We start from the raw sequence: 17,035 nt of genomic DNA on the forward strand, positions 1-17,035 counted from the left end.
GGTGAGGCTTGGTCACCACCCCGTGCCGCGGTGCGTCAGGAGGCGCCGTACACGGGCTGCGGGGTCTCGGCCGCGGCCAGCAGACCGGTCACCGCCTCCCCCGCCCCGGCCGGGGTCCAGCGGGCGCCCTTGTCGACGGTGGGGCCCGGGCGCCAGCCCTCCATCACGGTGATCCGTCCGGCCTCGGTCTCGAAGACCCGGCCGCTCACCCCGGCGGACGCGGCGGAGCCCAGCCAGACGACGAGCGGCGAGACGTTCTCCGGGGCCATCGCGTCGAAGGCGCCCTGTGCCGGGGCCGCCATCGTCTCGGCGAAGGTCGCCTCGGTCATCCGCGTCCGGGCGGCCGGGGCGATCGCGTTGACCTGGATCCCGTAACGGCCCATCTCGGCGGCGGCCACCAGGGTCATGCCGACGATGCCCGCCTTGGCGGCGGCGTAGTTGCCCTGGCCGACGCTGCCCAGCAGCCCGGCCCCGGAACTGGTGTTGACGACTCGGGCCACGGGCGTCCGGCCGGCCTTCGCCTCGGCGCGCCAGTGCGCCGCCGCGTGCTTGAGCGGCAGGAAGTGGCCCTTGAGATGGACGCGCATCACGGCGTCCCAGTCGTCCTCGTCCAGGTTGACCAGCATCCGGTCGCGGAGGAATCCGGCGTTGTTGACGAGGGTGTCGAGCCGGCCGAAGGAGTCGAGCGCGGCCGCGACGAGCGAGGCCGCGCCCTCGGAGGTGGCGATGTCACCGTTGTGGGCGACCGCCTCACCCCCGGCCGCGCGGATCTCCTCCACGACCTGCTGGGCGGGGCCGGTGGCCGTGCCGGAGCCGTCGAGGCCCACACCGAGGTCGTTGACGACGACCTTCGCGCCCTCGGCGGCGAAGGCCAGGGCGTGGGCGCGGCCGAGTCCGCGGCCCGCGCCGGTGACGACGGCGACGCGTCCGGCGCACAGAGCGGTCGTTGAGGTCATGACGGGTGTCCTTTCCATTGCATGAGCAAGGAGCGGGGGCGCCACACCACTGAGTGGCATGACGCTCTCCCGCGGCGTCCGTATCACTGCTACGTTGAACCAAACAAACGTTAGGTGGAAAGGTAGCTGATCTGCTCATGGGTGTCTCCACCTCCGTCCCGGACGAGGGCATCGCCGTCGTCACCGTGGACTTCCCTCCGGTCAACGCCCTTCCCGTACAGGGCTGGTACGACCTCGCCGCCGCGGTGCGCGCCGCCGGGGCCGACCCGGCCGTGCGGTGCGTGGTGCTCGCCGCCGAAGGCCGAGGATTCAACGCGGGCGTGGACATCAAGGAGATGCAGCGCGCCGAAGGGCCCGAGGCGCTGATCGGCGCCAACCGCGGCTGCTTCGAGGCGTTCGCCGCCGTCTACGAGTGCGAGGTCCCGGTGGTCGCGGCCGTTCAGGGCTTCTGCCTGGGCGGCGGCATCGGCCTGGTGGGCAACGCGGACGCGATCGTGGCCAGTGACGACGCGACCTTCGGTCTGCCGGAACTGGACCGGGGCGCGCTCGGCGCGGCCACGCACCTGGCCCGGCTGGTCCCGCAGCATCTGATGCGGACGCTGTACTACACCTCGCGCACCGTGACGGCCCAGGAACTGCACCGGCACGGCTCGGTGTGGGACGTGGTCCCGCGTGACCGGCTGGCCGGCGCCGCCCTCGGTCTGGCCCGCGAGATCGCCGCCAAGGACGGATACCTGATCCGGCTGGCCAAGGCGGCCATCAACGGTATCGACCCCGTCGACGTACGCCGCAGCTACCGCTTCGAGCAGGGCTTCACCTTCGAGGCCAACCTCAGTGGCGTCGCCGACCGCGTGCGCGACACCTTCGGCACGGACAAGGAGCAGCAGACGTGACACACGACAAGACGATGACGGCCGACGATGTCGTCGGCCGGCTGGAGAGCGGTATGACGGTCGGCATCGGCGGCTGGGGTTCGCGCCGCAAGCCGATGGCCCTGGTCCGGGCACTGCTGCGCTCGGACGTCACCGATCTGACCGTGGTGTCGTACGGCGGGCCGGACGTCGGCCTGCTCGCGGCCGCGGGGAAGATCCGCAAGCTGGTCGCGGCGTTCGGCACGCTCGACTCGATACCGCTGGAGCCGCACTTCACCGCCGCCCGGCAGCGCGGCGCGTTCGAGATGGCCGAGCTCGACGAGGCGATGCTGATGTGGGGCCTGACGGCGGGTGCGCAGCGGCTGCCGTTCATGCCGGTGCGGGCCGGTCTCGGCTCTGACCTGATGACGGTCAACCCGGCGCTGCGTACGGTCACTTCGCCCTACGAAGACGGCGAGACGCTGGTGGCGGCGCCGGCCCTTCGCCTGGACGCGGCCCTGGTCCACCTCAACCGCGCGGATGTGCACGGCAACGGCCAGTACCTGGGCCCCGACCCGTACTTCGACGACCTGTTCTGCGAGGCCGCGGACCATGCGTACATCTCCTGCGAGCGGATCGTGGAGACGGCGGACCTGCTGAAGGAGCACGGGCCGCAGACGCTGCTCATCAAGCGGCCGTTCGTGGACGGAGTCGTCGAGACACCCAACGGCGCGCACTTCACCTCGTGCGTCCCCGACCACGACCGGGACGAGTCCTTCCAGCGCGCCTACGTACGGGCCGCCCGCGACCCCGAGGCATGGCCCGCGTTCGTCGAACGGTTCCTGTCCGGCGACGAAGCCGCCTATCAGGCCGCCGTCACCGCGTTCCACCAGGAGGAGCAGGCATGAGCACCGAGACCACCGGCATCCGGACGGCGAGCCGCGCCGAGTACTGCGTGGTGGCGTGCGCCGAGGCGTGGCGGGACGCGGGTGAGATCCTCGCCAGCCCGATGGGCACCGTCCCGGCGATCGGGGCACGCCTGGCGCGGCTCACCTTCTCCCCCGATCTGCTGCTGACCGACGGGGAGGCGCTGCTGATGGCCGACACCCCCGCGGTGGGAGTGGGGCCGGGAAGCATCGAGGGCTGGCTCCCGTTCCGTCAGCATCTGACGCTGACCGCCACCGGCCGCCGGCACGTGATGATGGGCGCCAGCCAGATCGACCGGCACGGCAACCAGAACATCTCCTGCATCGGCGACTGGGCCAGGCCCGCGCGACAGCTGCTCGGGGTACGCGGCGCACCGGTCAACACCCTGAACAACCCGACGAGTTACTGGGTGCCCAAGCACTCGTCCCGGGTGTTCGTGGAGCACGTCGACATGGTCAGCGGAGTCGGGTACGAGCGGGCGGCGGCGGCCGGTCCGTCCGCGACCCGCTACCACCGCATCCCCGAAGTCGTCAGCAATCTGGGCGTCTTCGACTTCGAGACGCCCGACCGCACGATGCGGCTGCGCTCCCTGCACCCCGGGGTGAGCGTCGGACAGGTCGCCGAGGCAACCGGGTTCGCCCTCACGATCCCCGACGACGTGCCGTTCACGCGCGAGCCGACGGAGACGGAACTGCGGCTGATCCGCGAGGTCATCGACCCCAAGGGGCTGCGCGAGCGCGAGGTCCCGGCATGACCGGCCCGGCCGGGTCCGTGCCGTTGCCGACCGCGCTCACCGAGCTGACCGGGGTGCGGTACCCGATCGTGCAGACCGGGATGGGGTGGGTGGCCGGCCCCCGGCTGGTGTCCGCATCCGCGAACGCGGGGGCGCTCGGGATCCTGGCCTCGGCGACGATGACCGTCGAGCAGTTGCGTGCGGCGGTCCGCGAGGTCAAGTCCCGTACGGACGCGCCGTTCGGCGTCAACCTGCGTGCGGACGCCGGCGATGCGGGCGACCGGGTGCGGATCATCATCGACGAGGGGGTGCGGGTGGCGTCCTTCGCGCTCGCCCCCTCCAAGGACCTGATCGCCCGGCTCAAGGACGCCGGCGTCGTCGTCATCCCCTCCATCGGCGCCCGCCGCCACGCCGAGAAGGTCGCCGCATGGGGCGCCGACGCGGTGATGGTGCAGGGCGGCGAGGGTGGCGGCCACACCGGCGACGTGGCCACCACGGTGCTGCTCCCCCAGGTGGTGGACGCCGTCGACATCCCGGTGATCGCGGCGGGCGGATTCCACGACGGCCGCGGCCTGGTCGCGGCGCTGGCGTACGGGGCGGCCGGGATCGGCATGGGCACCCGCTTCCTGCTCACCTCCGACAGCACCGTGCCCGACGCGGTGAAGGCGAAGTACCTGGCGGCCACCGTCAAGGACGTCACGGTCACCGACCGGGTGGACGGCCTGCCGCACCGCATGCTGCGTACGGAGATGGTCGGCTCGCTGGAGCGTTCCGGCCGGGTCAGTTCGCTGCTGAGGGCGGTGCGGCATGCCTCGGCCTTCCGCAAGGAGACGCGTGCGAGCTGGCCCCAGCTGGTCCGCGACGGGCTGGCGATGAAGCACGGCAAGGAACTGAACTGGAGCCAGGTGCTGCTGGCCGCCAACACCCCGATGCTGCTCAAGGCCTCGATGGTCGAGGGCCGCACGGACATCGGGGTGATGGCCTCGGGGCAGGTGGCGGGGCTGATCGAGGATCTGCCGTCCTGCGCCGAGCTGGTGGAGCGGATCATGAACGAGGCGTCGACGGCCCTGAAGTCCCTGCCGGGGGCGGGCTGAAGCCTGTGGCGTACGCGGCGGTGAGGGGGCCACCGGGATCCACGGGTGGCCCCCTCACCGCCGTCGGTCCCCTCCGACGCGTATCAGGAGGGCTGGATGAGACCGGCCTTGCCGTAGATGCTCGCCAGGCGTGGGCCGGGTCCCGAGGCGAAGCCCATGCCGATGCTGAATACACCGGGCTGGGCGGGGTTCGGAACAAGGACGCCGAGCCCTTCGGGTTCGCGGTACTCCAGCGAGTACGCGGCCGCGGTGAAGGCGGGATTGACGTTCTGGTTGAAGGGGGTGGGCGGGGCGGGGGCGAAGGCGCCCGTGATGAGGTTCACGCAGCTGATGAACGTATTGCCGACTCCGGGCGCCGAGATCACCGTTTCCTGGCCATTGATCTTCTGGGTGGAACCGTAGCTGTTGCCGTGCAGCATGTAGAGGTACTGACCGACGACGGCGTAACCCTGGAGGAACGGGTCGCCGTACGTGGTGAGGGGCCATCCGGGGATCGCGGTAAGTCTCGGCTCGCTGACGGTCGCGAGCGGCTCGCTCCAGACGTTGAGGCGTGCCAGATCAAGATCGTGAACCTGGAACTTCATCACGCCGTCCGTGTCGTGGTAACGGATGGCGAGGCGGCCGTAGACCGGGTCGATGCTGGCGGTGTAGGTGTCGGAGCCGGGGACCGGCTTGTACTTGGCGAGCGTGGATGAGGTGGTGTCGAGCACCTGGCCGTTGGTGAAGGGGAACCGGGCCAGGCAAGTGCCGCGGCTGGTCCTCTTGTCCGGGTCATCCGGGTGCACCGGGTCCGGTACCTCTTTGCCGTCGGCTTCCGTCCACAGATAGGCCTTGCTGCCGACCGGTTCGACGCCGATGCTCATACCGTGCCCGAAGCCGCGCAGATACATATAGCCGAGGGTGTTGCCGGACATGTCCCACTTGGTAATGGTCAGGTCGCCCCTCCTGTTGCGATCGACACTGCTGACCGGGGCGGACTCACCTGCGAGTTGCAGACCTCCCTGCGTCACCTGCGCCAGATAGATATGGCCGTTGGCGTTGTCGTAGCCGAACGACTGGATGATGGTGACATCACGGGTCGCCTTCTCGCGTATCCAGTTCTCCGACGCACTGTTCAGGTCGAGCCGGGCGGAAGGCACCAGCAGGGCGGAGCCCGGCGAGGGATAGGTGGCGGCCGATGCCGTCCCGGTGCCGAGGGATACGGTCGCAGCGGTCAGCGCGCCGGCGCCGCTCCACGCGAGCAGGGAGCGGCGGCTGGGGCGGGAGATCCTGTCCTGAGTCATGCGGCTCATTCAATCGACCGGTGCGGGCGGACTCAATGCTTCCGCCGTTGGTCTTGAATGCCGGCCTGCAGGCACCGCCCCGCACCGCCCCGGCATCAGGCCCAGGGGGCGAACGGCGGGCGGGCGGGGGCGGGACCGAGTGTGGTCGTACCCGGCTCGGCGCGGTGGCCGAGACCGGTCCGGTAGGCGTTCAGTGCCGCTTCCGTCCGGCCCTCGCTGCGCAGCAGGTCTCCGAGCAGCCGGCAGATGTCGGCGAGGTCTCCGGCGGCTCCCGTCTGTTCGAGCAGGGAGAGCGCGGTGGCGTAGTGCAGTTCGGCCGCCTCGGCGTCCCCGGCCTCTTCGGCGATCAGCCCGAGCAGCCGGTGCGCACCGCCGGCGTGCACCGCGCCGCGCCCGGACTTGAGGCCGGCCAGCAGGCTTTCCAGCAGCTCCGCGGCCTCCGTCGACTTCCCCCTTCTGCGCAGGACGTCGGCGAGCTCGACCTCCACCTGTGAGACGTACAGGGCTGCCCGTTTGGACACCAGCATCGAGTGCGCGGTGCGCAGTTCCGTCTCCGCCTGCACGAGGTCGTCGTGCTGGGCACAGACATAGCCCCGCATCCAGTGGCAGTGAGCGAGCTCGGTACGGATCTGCAGCTGCTGGTAGAGCTCGGTGGCCCGCGCCAGCGAGGCCTGGGCGGCGTCGGCCCTGCCTTCGGCGATCAGGGTGCGGGCCACCGTGCGGTGCATGGTGGCGACCAGTGCGGGGTCCGACACCTGGGGCACCAGGGCGAGTGCGAGTTCGGCGGCCTGCGCGGCGCGGGCGTGGGCGCCCATGTCCATGTACGGGGCGATCGAGGCCGTGTAGAGCTGGAGCAAGGCGCCCGGGTCGTGCAGCCCGGACGTGTTCAGTTCATCGATCGCGCTTTCCAGCAGGTAGCAGGAGTAGCGCAGTTCGCCGGCCAGGTAGTGGGCGACCGACCGGCCCCGGACCGCCCGCGCGCGGGCGGGGAGCGGCTCTTCGGCCAGCGCCTGTTCCGCCGCTCGGAACCGGATCAGGGCCTCGGCCAGTTCCCCGGCCTCCAGCGCGCATTCGCCGAGCCCGACGAGGGCGGCCGCCCGTTCCTGCGTGAGTCCGTACCGCTCGGCCCTGCCGAGGATCTGCTCATACGCGGCCCGCGCATCGGCGGCGTCCTCGACGGCCAGCAGCCGTTGGGCGTCGGCCAGTTCCATCAGGAGGGCCGTGGCGATGTGGGTGGGCCTGCCCGTGGCGAGTTCCTCGTGAGCGACGCCCAGCCGGTCGGCGATGTGCCGGAGGGCGGCTTCGGAGGGCCGCACCCTGCCGGCTTCCAGGGTCGAGACATAGGCGGCGGTGTACGCGGGTTCGGCGAGCTGTCGCTGCGTCAGTTCGCGTTCCCTGCGGAGCCGCTTCACCCGGCGGCCGATCGCGGCCGGGGCGTCCTGCGCCTCCGCCTGTTCCCGGTGCGGCCGGACGGCAGCCTCGCCCCCGGTCGTAGGCTCCGGTTCGCCGGTCACCGTGCCGCTTCCCGCCATGACTGCCCCTCGCCCTGCGTCCGCCGGTGTCACCGGCTGCTTCGTACCTCTGCGGCCCCGGCCACGAACCGGGAGACCGCCGGCCTCCCGTACTACCGCCCGGCCACGCTCCCCCATCACCGCCGGGCCTGCGGACTGTTGCCAACAGCTCGCCGCCCAGCCTAGGTTATGCGACACGTTAAGCATATTTACGTAATCGTTTTACTTCATCTCCGAGCCGGACGACAGAGTGAGGATCAGCATGCGCACCCCCAGAGTCGCCGCAATATCCGTGGGCGTCGCGCTCACAGCGATCGTGGGGGCGGCCCTCGCCGCTCCCGCGTTCGCCGTGGACCCCGAGCCCGCCCGGGAACCGCGTGTCTCCGTCGAGTACTTCCCCCAGCCCGGCGGCGAGGGCCGGCGGACCGAGGTCCCGCTCAACACGGGTACGGTGACCGGCCGTTCCGCCGCCCGGAGCGTGACGCCCACGGCGGAGACGACGGACGGCGAGGTCGGGAAGCTCTCCGTGACCGGCGCTTCGGACGACCGGCTCGACGTGGTGATCGTCGGCGACGGCTACACCGCCGGCCAGCAGGACGCCTTCCACGCCGCGGCCGCCACGAAGTGGGGGGACATCACCGGCATCGAGCCCTACTCGAGTTATCAGGGCCTGATGAACGTATGGACCGTCGACGCGGTGTCCGCCGAATCCGGCATCACCGGCGATCCGACCGCCGGCACCACCAAGGACACCGCGCTCGGCAGCTACTTCTGGTGCTCGGACACCGAGCGCCTGATCTGTGCCGACATCGACAAGGTCGCCTCCTACGCCGCCAAGGCCCCGGACGCCGACCTGGTCATCGTCATCTCCAACTCCACCAAGTACGGCGGCGCCGGCTACTCGGGCCTGGAGGCGGAGGGCTACCCGTTCGACGGTGTCTCGACCCTCTCCTCCGACAACGCGCAGTCGAGCCTGATAGCCGCCCACGAGATCGCTCACTCGGTGGGCCTGCTGGCGGACGAGTACGCGTACGACGGCTACGGCACCTGGCCGGGCAGCGAGCCCGCCGACCTCAACTCCAGCACCTTCACCGCGGAGCAGATGGCCGCGAACCGGACCAAGTGGTACCGCTGGCTCGGCGAGAGCGACCCCACGGGCAGCACCGTCGGCACGTACGAGGGCAGCAGCTACTACCCGTTCGGGATCTACCGCCCGACCGCCAACTCCCTCATGCGGGCCCTGAACATCAGCGACTTCAACCTCCCCGGACGCGAGGCCATGATCGCCGGCTTCTACCGCGAGGCCAACGCCCTGAGCAGCGGGGTCGGTACGGGCAGCGCGATCCTCAGGACCAGCCGCATCGAGGTCACCCGGGCCGAGCTCACCGGACTGGCCGCGCCGGAGCTGCGCTGGTACGTCGACGGCGTCCGGGTGAAGCGGGTGCAGGGTCTCACCAGCGTCGTCCCCGCCGCTCTGGGCGTTGCCGCGGACGGCAGGACGCACACCGTCACGGTCGAGTCGGCCGACCGGACCGAGGCGATCCGCGATCCCCGGGTCCGCGCCGAGGCCACCGAGAGGCTGACCTGGACCGTGAAGGCGTCCGGGCGCAAGGCCCACAAGCACCACTGACGGACGGCCACACGTCTGCACACGGCGCACGGCACCGATCACTCCGCCGGGGCGGGACACATGGTCCCGGCCCGGCGGAGTGCTCCCCATTGACGCTCAGCTCATAGCCGGGGCGGCCCCGTGCTCGGACAGCAGCCGCATGACGCGGCCCACCGCCGCGAGCCTCTCGTCGACCGTGGCATCGCCGGGAACCTGGATCTTCGCCCCCGCGTAGGAGAACGCGCCCTCGGCCGCGCGGAGGCAACGGCGTACCTCGTCGGCGTCCATGAGGGAGGTGGGCTCGTCCTCGGTGAGGGGCAGGTGCGCGTCCGCCCACGGTCCCCCGAAGCGGTTCGCGGCCGGGCCCGCGCCGGAGAACATGACGCCCTCCAGCAGGCCCTCGGCGGCGAGCCGCTCTATCTGGGCGAGCGGGCGGCCCGCATCCTGCGCCTCGATCGCCGAACGGCCCCAGTTGATCGCGATGCCGATCCCCCCTGCGCGGGCGAGGGCGATCTCGTCCTCCAGCGGCAGGAACCGCTTCTCGCCCGGGACGGTCGGCGCGTACGCGTCGCAGTGCTCCAGGACGAGCCGGGTGGACCAGCCACCCGCGGCGGGTTCGCCCGCCGCGATCTCGTCGAGGGAACGGGCGAACATCTCCCCCGCGGCGGTCACCGAGGGCGCGGTGTGGATGTGGATGACGGAGACCGACTGCTCGCCGGTGAGCTGGTTGACCTCTTCGGCGGCCGTGCGGGCCTGGCGGAGGAAGGCGAGCGCGGCCTGTCGGCCGTCGGGGTCCCCGGAGGCGAGACCGAAAACGCCCGAGGCTCCTACGCGCGCCATCGTGCCGGGAATCAGAGTGATCACCGAACGGGTGAAGCGGCCGCGCATCTGTGCGGCCAGCCAGCCGATGTCCTCACCGAGGCCGTCACGGAAGGGGATCTCCAGCCCGTCGGCGATCCCCCGGCCGGCGAGGCCGTCATAGAAGTGTTCCCGGTCGGCGCGCAGGGAGGGCAGCGCCGTATACGCCCCCACCAGCGAGGCAGGCAGTTCTGTGTTCATGGTGTCGGTACCCCTTCGGTTCACGGTCCGGAGTGACCCTACCGAAGATAGGACGTCAGATGTCCTGTCACGGCACTCCATCCCGTCCGGCCGCGGGCCGAACCTCGCCCCCGCCGAACCTCGCCCCGCCCGGACAGCTGCCCCGTGGCCCGCCCCGTCACGGGCTGGCCGCCGGGCAGCGGTACCCGGGCCCGGCGTTCAGAGGCGCTCGATGATGGTGACGTTGGCCTGGCCGCCGCCCTCGCACATGGTCTGCAGGCCGTAGCGGCCGCCGGTGCGCTCCAGTTCGTGCAGCAGGGTCGTCATCAGCTTGGTTCCGGTGGCGCCCAGCGGGTGGCCGAGCGCGATGGCGCCGCCGTTGACATTGACCTTGTCCGGATCGGCACCGGTCTCCTTCAGCCAGGCCAGGACGACCGGTGCGAACGCCTCGTTGATCTCGACCAGATCGATCTCGTCGATCGACATCCCGGCCTTCTTCAGGGCGTACGCCGTCGCCGGGATGGGCGCGGACAGCATCCGGATCGGGTCCTCGCCGCGCACGGAGAGGTGGTGGATGCGGGCCCGGGGCGTCAGGCCGTGCTCGGCGACGGCCCGCTCGGAGGCGATGAGCAGCGCCGAGGCGCCGTCGGAGACCTGCGAGGAGACCCCGGCGGTCAGCCGGCCGCCCTCGACGACCGGCTTGAGGCCCGCCATCTTCTCCAGCGAGGTGTCGCGGCGCGGCCCCTCGTCCACCGTCACTTCGCCGTACGCGACGGTCTCCCGGGCGAAGCGGCCCTCGTCGATCGCGCGCAGGGCCCGCTGGTGCGAGCGGAGCGCGAAGTGCTCCATGTCCTCACGGGAGATGCCCCACTTCTCCGCGATGAGTTCGGCGCCGTGGAACTGGTTGACGGGCGCCTCCCCGTAACGGGCGCGCCAGCCCACGGAGCCCGCGTAGGGGCCGTCGGTCAGCCCGAGGGGTTCGGCGGCCTGGCGGCTGGCGAAGGCTATCGGGATCATCGACATGTTCTGGGTGCCGCCCGCGACGACCAGGTCCTGGGTGCCGGACAGGACGCCCTGGGCGGCGAAGTGGACGGCCTGCTGGGAGGAGCCGCACTGCCGGTCGACAGTGGTGCCGGGCACTTCCTCGGGAAGGCCCGCGGCGAGCCACGCGGTGCGGGCGATGTCCCCGGCCTGCGGGCCGACGGTGTCCAGGCAGCCGAACACGACGTCCTCCACGGCGGCCGGGTCGACCCCGCTGCGCTCGACCAGCGCCTTGATGACATGCGCCCCGAGGTCGGCGGGGTGGACGGCGGACAGCCCGCCCTTGCGCCGGCCGACCGGGGTGCGGACCGCTTCGACGATGTAGGCCTCGGCCATGACTGCTCCTTGGTGAAGGGGTGATCGGGTCTCAGGTGCGGGTGGTGATGCCCGCGAGGACCATGGACAGGTACTGGCGGGCGATCTCCTCCGGGCTGTGGGCGCCGCCCGGGCGGTACCAGGAGGCGGCCACCCAGACGGTGTCGCGGACGAACCGGTAGACGAGCCGGACGTCCAGGTCGCCGCGGAAGGCGTGCTCGGCCACGCCGCGTTCCAGCGTGCGCAGCCAGGCGTTCTCGAACTTGAGCTGGGAGTCGGCGAGATAGGCGAAGCGCGGCTGGGCGGAGAGGTGTCTGGACTCCCTCTGGTAGATGGCGACCGCGGGTCCGTGGCGGTCGATCTGCCGGAAGGACTGGGTGACGAGGGCCCCGATGGTCTCCCGGGGCCCCAGGCCGGCGGCGAGGACGGTGTCGTAGCTCGTCCACAGCTCGTCCAGGAAGGCCGAGAGGATCTCGTCCAGCATCGACTCCTTCGAGTCGAAGTGGTAGTACAGGCTGCCCGCGAGCATCCCGGACGCGTCCGCGATGCGGCGGACGGTGGTGGCGTTGTAGCCCTGGTCGGCGAACACCCCGGCTGCGGTCGCCAGGAGTTGGGCGCGTCGCTCGGCGTTGGGGGTCGGGGTGATCGCGTTCACGCCCTCTGGCTGCTGACGGAGACGGTCTCCCCGGTCATGTACGAGGAGTAGCCGCTGGCCAGGAAGACGATGACGTTGGCGATCTCCCAGGGTTCGGCGTACCGGCCGAAGGCCTCGCTCTCGGTGAGCCGGGCCAGCAGCTCCGGGGTGGTGACCTTCACCAGGTGCGGGTGCATGGCCAGGCTCGGGGCGACGGCGTTGACGCGTACGCCGAAGTCGGCGGCCTCCAGGGCGGCGCACCGGGTCAGGGCCATGACGCCGGCCTTCGCGGCGGCGTAGTGGGCCTGGCCGCGCTGGGCGCGCCAGCCGATGACGGAGGCGTTGTTGACGACGATGCCGCCGGCGCCCCGGTCCTTGAAGTGGCGCAGGGCGGTGCGGGTGCAGCGGAAGGTGCCGTTGAGGGTGACGTCGAGGACCTTGGCCCACTGGTCGTCGGTCATGTCGACGAGGTCGGCGGTGCCGCCGAGGCCCGCGTTGTTGACGACGATGTCGAGGCCGCCGTGGCGCTCGGCGGTGAACGCGAACAGGGCGTCGACCTGCTCCTGGTCGGTGACGTCGCAGGGCAGCGCGGCGACGCTGTCCGCGCCGAACTCCTCGGCGAGTGCGGCGGCGCTCTCCCCCAGGCGGCGTTCGTGGGCGTCGCCGATGACGATGCGGGCGCCCTCCTCCAGGAACCTGCGGGCCGTCGCTCCGCCGATGCCGGCGCCCGCGGCGGCGGTGATCACCGCGGTGCGGCCCGCCAGGAGGGAGTGCCCTGCTACATAGGGCGGATTGGTCGTCACGGGCGGATCTCCTTGGGCAGGCCGAGGACGCGCTCGGCGATGATGTTGCGCTGGATCTCGTTGGATCCGGCGTAGATGGTGTCGGAGCGGGAGAAGAGGAACAGCCGCTGCCAGTCGTCCAGTTCATAGGGCTCCCCGGCGGCTGCCATACCGCCGGCGCCCAGGACGCTCATGGCCAGCTCACCGAGTTCCCGGTGCCAGGTGGCCCAGAAGATCTTCCCGATGGACGCCTCGGGGCCGGGTGCGCCGGCCGCCACCCCGTCGAGCATGCGCAGGGCGTTGCAGCGGATGGTCTCAAGACCCGTCCAGGCGCGGGCGAGCCGGTCACGGATCAGCGGGTCGCCGGCGGCGCCGTTGCGCCGGGCCAGGTCGATGAGTGTCTCCAGTTCGCGCCGGAAGCCGACCTGCTGGCCGAGGGTGGAGACTCCGCGTTCGAAGCCGAGCGTGGCCATCGCCACGCGCCAGCCGTCGCCCGGGGCACCGACGATGTCCTCGGCGCGGGTACGGGCCCCGTCGAAGAAGACCTCGTTGAATTCGGAGGTTCCGGTCAGCTGCTCGATCGGCCGGACCTCGACGCCCGCCTGGTCGAGCGGGACGAGCAGATAGGACAGACCGGCATGGCGGGACGAGCCGGGTTCGGTGCGGGCGACCACGAAGCACCACTGCGCCTCGTGGGCGAGTGAGGTCCAGGTCTTCTGCCCGGTGACGACCCAGTCCTCGCCGTCGCGCTCGGCCCTGGTCCGTACGTTCGCCAGGTCGGACCCCGCGTCGGGCTCGCTGTAGCCCTGGCACCACAGCTCCTCGACGGCGACGACCGGCGGCAGGAACCGGGCCCGCTGCGCGGGTGTGCCGAACGCCACCAGGGTCGGCCCGAGCAGTTGCTCCCCGATGTGGTTGACCCGCGCGGGGGCGTCGGCCAAGGCGTACTCCTCGTGGAAGGCGACCTGCTGCTCGATGGTCGCGCCCCGGCCCCCGTACTCCTCGGGCCAGCCCACGCAGGTCCAGCCCTCGGCGGCCATGTGGCGTTCCCAGCCGAGCCGTTCGGCGAAGGCCTCGTGTTCTCGTCCGGGTCCGCCGCGGCCCCGCAGGCCCGCGAAGGAACCGGTGAGGTTGGCGGCCAGCCAGCCGCGGATCTCGGTGCGGAACTCCTCGACGCTGCTCATGGGGGTACGTTAATCTACCAAACACTTGTTAGGGAAGGAGGGGCCGATGTCCGCTGCCCACGACGAACCGGTGCACTACGAGAAGCAGGGCCCGGTAGCGACGGTGACCATGAACCGGCCCGACTACCGCAACGCGCAGAATTCCGCGATGACCTACGCCCTGGACCGGGCGTTCTACCGCGCGGCCGACGACAGCGAGGTGAAGACCGTCGTGCTGGCCGGCGCGGGCGAGCACTTCTCCGCCGGTCATGACATCGGCACCCCGGAACGCGATGCCCATCTGCCGTTCGAACGCCGGGCGGGGCTCTGGTGGGACCACTCGGACAAGGCCGGTGCGGAGAGCCGCTTCGCCCGCGAGTCCGAGGTGTACCTGGGGATGTGCCGCCGGTGGCGTGAGCTGCCCAAGCCGGTCATCGCGTCCGTTCAGGGCGCGTGCGTGGCGGGCGGCCTGATGCTGGCCTGGGTGTGCGACCTGATCGTGGCCTCGGAAGACGCGTTCTTCGCCGATCCGGTGGTCCGCATGGGCATCCCAGGTGTCGAGTACTTCGCCCACCCGTGGGTGATGCCGCCGCGGATCGCCAAGGAGTTCCTCTACACCGGGGACCGGATGAGCGCGCGGCGCGCGTACGAGGTCGGCATGGTCAACCGGGTCGTGCCCAGGGAGGAACTGGCCGAGCGCACCCGGGAGCTGGCACTGCGGATCTCCGAGATGCCGCGTCTGGGCCTTGCCCTGACCAAGCGGGCCGTCAACCAGGCCGAGGACCTCCAGGGCATGCACACCGGAATGGACTCGGTGTTCGGCCTGCACCATCTGGCACACGCGCACAACGCCGAGACCGCACCGGACGCGCTCGGCGGCATGGACATCCGGGCGATGAAGAAGGCGGGCGCCTGATGGACCTCGATTTCGACGCGGCCGACGAGGCGTTCCGTACCGAGGTACGCGACTGGCTGGCCGCCCATGTCCCGGCCGCTGCCCTGCCGTCCCTGGAGACCCGCGAGGGATTCGCCGCCCACCGGGAGTGGGAGGCGACGCTGGCCGCCGACCGCTGGTCGGTCGTCTCCTGGCCCGAGGAGTTCGGCGGGCGCGGGGGCTCCCTGCTGCGCTGGATGGTCTTCGAGGAGGAGTACTACGCCGCCGGGGCGCCCGGCCGGGTCAGCCAGAACGGCATCAACCTGCTGGCCCCCACCCTCTTCGAGCACGGCACCGCCGAACAGCGGGCCCGGATCCTGCCCGCGATGGCGAGCGGTGAGGTCATCTGGGCCCAGGCCTGGTCGGAGCCGGAGTCCGGCTCCGACCTGGCCTCGCTGAAGTCGACGGCCGTACGGACCGAGGGCGGCTGGCTGCTCAGCGGCCAGAAGACCTGGTCCTCCCGGGCCGCCTTCGCCGACCGGGCCTTCGGACTGTTCCGCAGCGACCCCGGCGCGGACCGGCCGCACCGGGGGCTGACGTATCTGATGTTCCCGCTGGACGCCGAGGGGGTCACGGTCCGCCCGATCGGGCGGCTCGACGGGAAGCCGGCCTTCGCCGAACTCTTCCTGGACGAGGTGTTCGTCCCGGACGAGGACGTCATCGGCGAGCCCGGCCAGGGGTGGCGGGTCGCGATGAGCACCACCGGCAACGAGCGCGGCCTCACCCTGCGCAGCCCGGGGCGGTTCACCTCCGCAGCCGACCGGCTGACCGCCCTGTGGCGCGAACACGGCGACCCGGCGGACACCGCGCTGCGCGACCGGGTCGCCGACGCGGTGATCGGGGCCCGCGCCTACCGGCTGTTCTCCTACGCGGGCGCCTCGCGTGTCCTGCACGACGAGGGCGGACCCGCCGGAGCCGCCTCCAGCCTCAACAAGATCTACTGGTCCGAGCTCGACATCGCCCTGCACGAGACGGCGCTCGACCTGCTCGGCCCGTACGGCGAACTCGCCGATCACGCGGGCGAATCGCCCGCCGGCGGCGGCTGGGCGGAGGGCTACACCTTCTCGCTGGCCGGTCCCGTCTACGCGGGCACCAACGAGATCCAGCGCGACATCATCGCCGAGCGGCTGCTCGGCCTGCCGAAGGGACGCCGGTGATGCGCTTCTTCCCCGACGCCGAGCAGCGGGACTTCGCCCGCTCCCTCGACGCCCTGCTCACCTCCTGCGACACCCCGGCCGCGATACGGTCCTGGGCCGCCGGCGACCACGGCCCGGGGCGGGCCGTCTGGGCCCGGCTGGCCGAGGCCGGGGTGTTCGCACTCGCGGTGCCGGAGCAGCACGAGGGGTTCGGCCCGCTGCCCGTCGAACTGGCCCTCGCCTTCGAGGTACTGGGGCGGCACGCCGTTCCCGGCCCCCTGGTCGAGACGGTCGCCGCGGCCGCCCTGCTGGACCGGCTCGGCGACGGCCACGCGGCCGCCGCCCGGCTGCCCGCCATCGCCTCGGGCAAGTCCGTGGCCTCCCTCTGTCTGACCGCGCTCGGCCCGTACGCCCTGGACGCCGACGTGGCCGACGCGGTGTTCGTGGTGGACGGCGACACCCTGCGCGTCGCCGCCGCCGCGGGTACCGTGCAGCCCTCGGCCGATCCGGCGCGGCGGCTCTCGCAGCCGTCGGACGGAACGGTCCTGGCCCAGGGCCCCGCGGTCGTCGCCGCCGCGCGGTACGCGGCCGATGTGGCCGCGCTCGCCACGGCGGCCCAGTCACTCGGGGTCGGGCGGACCCTGCTGGCCCGTACCGTCGAATACGTCACACAGCGCACCCAGTTCGGGGTGGCGATCGGCTCCTTCCAGGCGGTCAAGCACCGGCTGGCGGACACCCTGCTGGCCCTGGAGTTCGCCGAGCCGCTGGTGCACGGAGCCGCGCTCGCCCTGGCCGCCGGCGACGACGACGCGGGGCGCGGGGTCGCCGCGGCCAAGGTCACGGCGGGCGAGGCCGCGTACGGGGCGGCGCGCACGGCCCTCCAGCTTCACGGCGCCGTGGGCTACACCGACGAACTCGACCTGTCGCTGTGGATCCGCAAGGCCCGGCCGCTGCGCGACGCGTGGGGTACCCCGGCCGCGTGCCGGGCCCGGGTACTGACCGCCTGACCGCCTACCCGAGGGGAGCAG

General features: G+C 71.8%; 16 protein-coding genes. 8 read left to right on the plus strand and 8 right to left on the minus strand.

The window, feature by feature from the left end:
• Positions 1 to 35: 35 nt before the first annotated feature.
• Positions 36 to 956, minus strand: a complete 921-nt coding sequence (locus OG782_RS04950; protein ID WP_406448166.1) for an SDR family oxidoreductase — start codon at positions 954 to 956, stop codon at positions 36 to 38.
• Between the two features lie 137 nt (positions 957 to 1,093).
• Here OG782_RS04950 and OG782_RS04955 point away from each other — a divergent pair, with 137 nt between their 5' ends.
• The 4 genes from OG782_RS04955 to OG782_RS04970 are packed head-to-tail and all read left to right on the plus strand — an operon-like array spanning position 1,094 to position 4,561.
• A complete protein-coding gene (locus OG782_RS04955) occupies positions 1,094 to 1,849 on the plus strand; it encodes an enoyl-CoA hydratase family protein (protein ID WP_406448167.1) in 756 nt (251 codons plus the stop codon).
• A gap of 14 nt (positions 1,850 to 1,863) precedes the next feature.
• The gene (locus OG782_RS04960) at positions 1,864 to 2,715 is read left to right on the plus strand and encodes a CoA transferase subunit A (protein ID WP_406458856.1); all 852 of its coding nucleotides are present in this window, start codon (positions 1,864 to 1,866) and stop codon (positions 2,713 to 2,715) included.
• On the plus strand, positions 2,712 to 3,488 hold the full coding sequence (locus OG782_RS04965) for a CoA-transferase subunit beta (RefSeq protein WP_406448168.1): 777 nt from the start codon (positions 2,712 to 2,714) through the stop codon (positions 3,486 to 3,488). Before OG782_RS04960 ends, OG782_RS04965 begins: the two co-directional genes overlap by 4 nt.
• A 23-nt stretch (positions 3,489 to 3,511) precedes the next feature.
• Positions 3,512 to 4,561: an NAD(P)H-dependent flavin oxidoreductase gene (locus OG782_RS04970; protein ID WP_406458858.1), complete on the plus strand. Its 1,050-nt coding sequence runs from the start codon at positions 3,512 to 3,514 to the stop codon at positions 4,559 to 4,561.
• 83 nt (positions 4,562 to 4,644) lie between these two features.
• Here the strand turns inward: OG782_RS04970 and OG782_RS04975 are convergent, their stop codons facing one another.
• Together OG782_RS04975 and OG782_RS04980 are read right to left on the minus strand one after the other, a co-directional pair.
• Positions 4,645 to 5,844: a teichoic acid biosynthesis protein C gene (locus OG782_RS04975; RefSeq protein ID WP_406448169.1), complete on the minus strand. Its 1,200-nt coding sequence runs from the start codon at positions 5,842 to 5,844 to the stop codon at positions 4,645 to 4,647.
• Between the two features lie 95 nt (positions 5,845 to 5,939).
• Positions 5,940 to 7,376, minus strand: coding sequence for a helix-turn-helix domain-containing protein (locus OG782_RS04980; RefSeq protein WP_406448170.1), 1,437 nt, complete (start codon positions 7,374 to 7,376; stop codon positions 5,940 to 5,942).
• Positions 7,377 to 7,617: 241 nt separating this feature from the next.
• Here OG782_RS04980 and OG782_RS04985 point away from each other — a divergent pair, with 241 nt between their 5' ends.
• Entirely contained in the window at positions 7,618 to 8,985 is a 1,368-nt protein-coding gene (locus OG782_RS04985; RefSeq protein WP_406448171.1) for a M64 family metallopeptidase, read from the plus strand.
• A gap of 96 nt (positions 8,986 to 9,081) precedes the next feature.
• Here OG782_RS04985 and OG782_RS04990 read toward each other — a convergent pair whose 3' ends face one another.
• The 5 genes from OG782_RS04990 to OG782_RS05010 form a co-directional block, all read right to left on the minus strand.
• Complete coding sequence (locus OG782_RS04990; protein ID WP_406448172.1) at positions 9,082 to 10,023, minus strand: DUF4862 family protein; 942 nt, start codon at positions 10,021 to 10,023, stop codon at positions 9,082 to 9,084.
• A gap of 198 nt (positions 10,024 to 10,221) precedes the next feature.
• On the minus strand, positions 10,222 to 11,379 hold the full coding sequence (locus tag OG782_RS04995) for an acetyl-CoA C-acetyltransferase (protein ID WP_406448173.1): 1,158 nt from the start codon (positions 11,377 to 11,379) through the stop codon (positions 10,222 to 10,224).
• Positions 11,380 to 11,410: 31 nt separating this feature from the next.
• Positions 11,411 to 12,004, minus strand: coding sequence for a TetR/AcrR family transcriptional regulator (locus tag OG782_RS05000; protein ID WP_406458860.1), 594 nt, complete (start codon positions 12,002 to 12,004; stop codon positions 11,411 to 11,413).
• A 5-nt stretch (positions 12,005 to 12,009) separates the two neighbouring features.
• Positions 12,010 to 12,795, minus strand: a complete 786-nt coding sequence (locus OG782_RS05005; RefSeq protein WP_406448174.1) for an SDR family oxidoreductase — start codon at positions 12,793 to 12,795, stop codon at positions 12,010 to 12,012.
• On the minus strand, positions 12,792 to 13,958 hold the full coding sequence (locus OG782_RS05010; protein WP_406448175.1) for an acyl-CoA dehydrogenase family protein: 1,167 nt from the start codon (positions 13,956 to 13,958) through the stop codon (positions 12,792 to 12,794). The genes OG782_RS05005 and OG782_RS05010 overlap by 4 nt, the downstream gene beginning before the upstream one ends.
• A 46-nt stretch (positions 13,959 to 14,004) precedes the next feature.
• Between OG782_RS05010 and OG782_RS05015 the strand changes: the two genes are divergently transcribed.
• The 3 genes from OG782_RS05015 to OG782_RS05025 are packed head-to-tail and all read left to right on the plus strand — an operon-like array spanning position 14,005 to position 17,014.
• Positions 14,005 to 14,853, plus strand: a complete 849-nt coding sequence (locus OG782_RS05015) for an enoyl-CoA hydratase (protein WP_406448176.1) — start codon at positions 14,005 to 14,007, stop codon at positions 14,851 to 14,853.
• Entirely contained in the window at positions 14,853 to 16,028 is a 1,176-nt protein-coding gene (locus OG782_RS05020; RefSeq protein WP_406448177.1) for an acyl-CoA dehydrogenase family protein, read from the plus strand. The genes OG782_RS05015 and OG782_RS05020 overlap by 1 nt, the downstream gene beginning before the upstream one ends.
• Complete coding sequence (locus OG782_RS05025) at positions 16,028 to 17,014, plus strand: acyl-CoA dehydrogenase family protein (RefSeq protein WP_406448178.1); 987 nt, start codon at positions 16,028 to 16,030, stop codon at positions 17,012 to 17,014. Before OG782_RS05020 ends, OG782_RS05025 begins: the two co-directional genes overlap by 1 nt.
• The last annotated feature ends 21 nt before the right edge of the window (positions 17,015 to 17,035 follow it).

This window comes from Streptomyces sp. NBC_00876, assembly GCF_045207435.1.
Taxonomy (GTDB): Bacteria; Actinomycetota; Actinomycetes; order Streptomycetales; family Streptomycetaceae; genus Streptomyces.

Coding starts and splice junctions, on each gene's coding strand:
- OG782_RS04955 (WP_406448167.1), top strand. CDS start 1,094: ATGGGTGTCTCCACCTCCGTCCCGGACGAGGGCATCGCCGTCGTCACC.
- OG782_RS05010 (WP_406448175.1), bottom strand. CDS start 13,958: ATGAGCAGCGTCGAGGAGTTCCGCACCGAGATCCGCGGCTGGCTGGCC.
- OG782_RS05025 (WP_406448178.1), top strand. CDS start 16,028: ATGCGCTTCTTCCCCGACGCCGAGCAGCGGGACTTCGCCCGCTCCCTC.
- OG782_RS05020 (WP_406448177.1), top strand. CDS start 14,853: ATGGACCTCGATTTCGACGCGGCCGACGAGGCGTTCCGTACCGAGGTA.
- OG782_RS04995 (WP_406448173.1), bottom strand. CDS start 11,379: ATGGCCGAGGCCTACATCGTCGAAGCGGTCCGCACCCCGGTCGGCCGG.
- OG782_RS04950 (WP_406448166.1), bottom strand. CDS start 956: ATGACCTCAACGACCGCTCTGTGCGCCGGACGCGTCGCCGTCGTCACC.
- OG782_RS04980 (WP_406448170.1), bottom strand. CDS start 7,376: ATGGCGGGAAGCGGCACGGTGACCGGCGAACCGGAGCCTACGACCGGG.
- OG782_RS04960 (WP_406458856.1), top strand. CDS start 1,864: ATGACGGCCGACGATGTCGTCGGCCGGCTGGAGAGCGGTATGACGGTC.
- OG782_RS04990 (WP_406448172.1), bottom strand. CDS start 10,023: ATGAACACAGAACTGCCTGCCTCGCTGGTGGGGGCGTATACGGCGCTG.
- OG782_RS05015 (WP_406448176.1), top strand. CDS start 14,005: ATGTCCGCTGCCCACGACGAACCGGTGCACTACGAGAAGCAGGGCCCG.
- OG782_RS04985 (WP_406448171.1), top strand. CDS start 7,618: ATGCGCACCCCCAGAGTCGCCGCAATATCCGTGGGCGTCGCGCTCACA.
- OG782_RS04965 (WP_406448168.1), top strand. CDS start 2,712: ATGAGCACCGAGACCACCGGCATCCGGACGGCGAGCCGCGCCGAGTAC.
- OG782_RS04975 (WP_406448169.1), bottom strand. CDS start 5,844: ATGACTCAGGACAGGATCTCCCGCCCCAGCCGCCGCTCCCTGCTCGCG.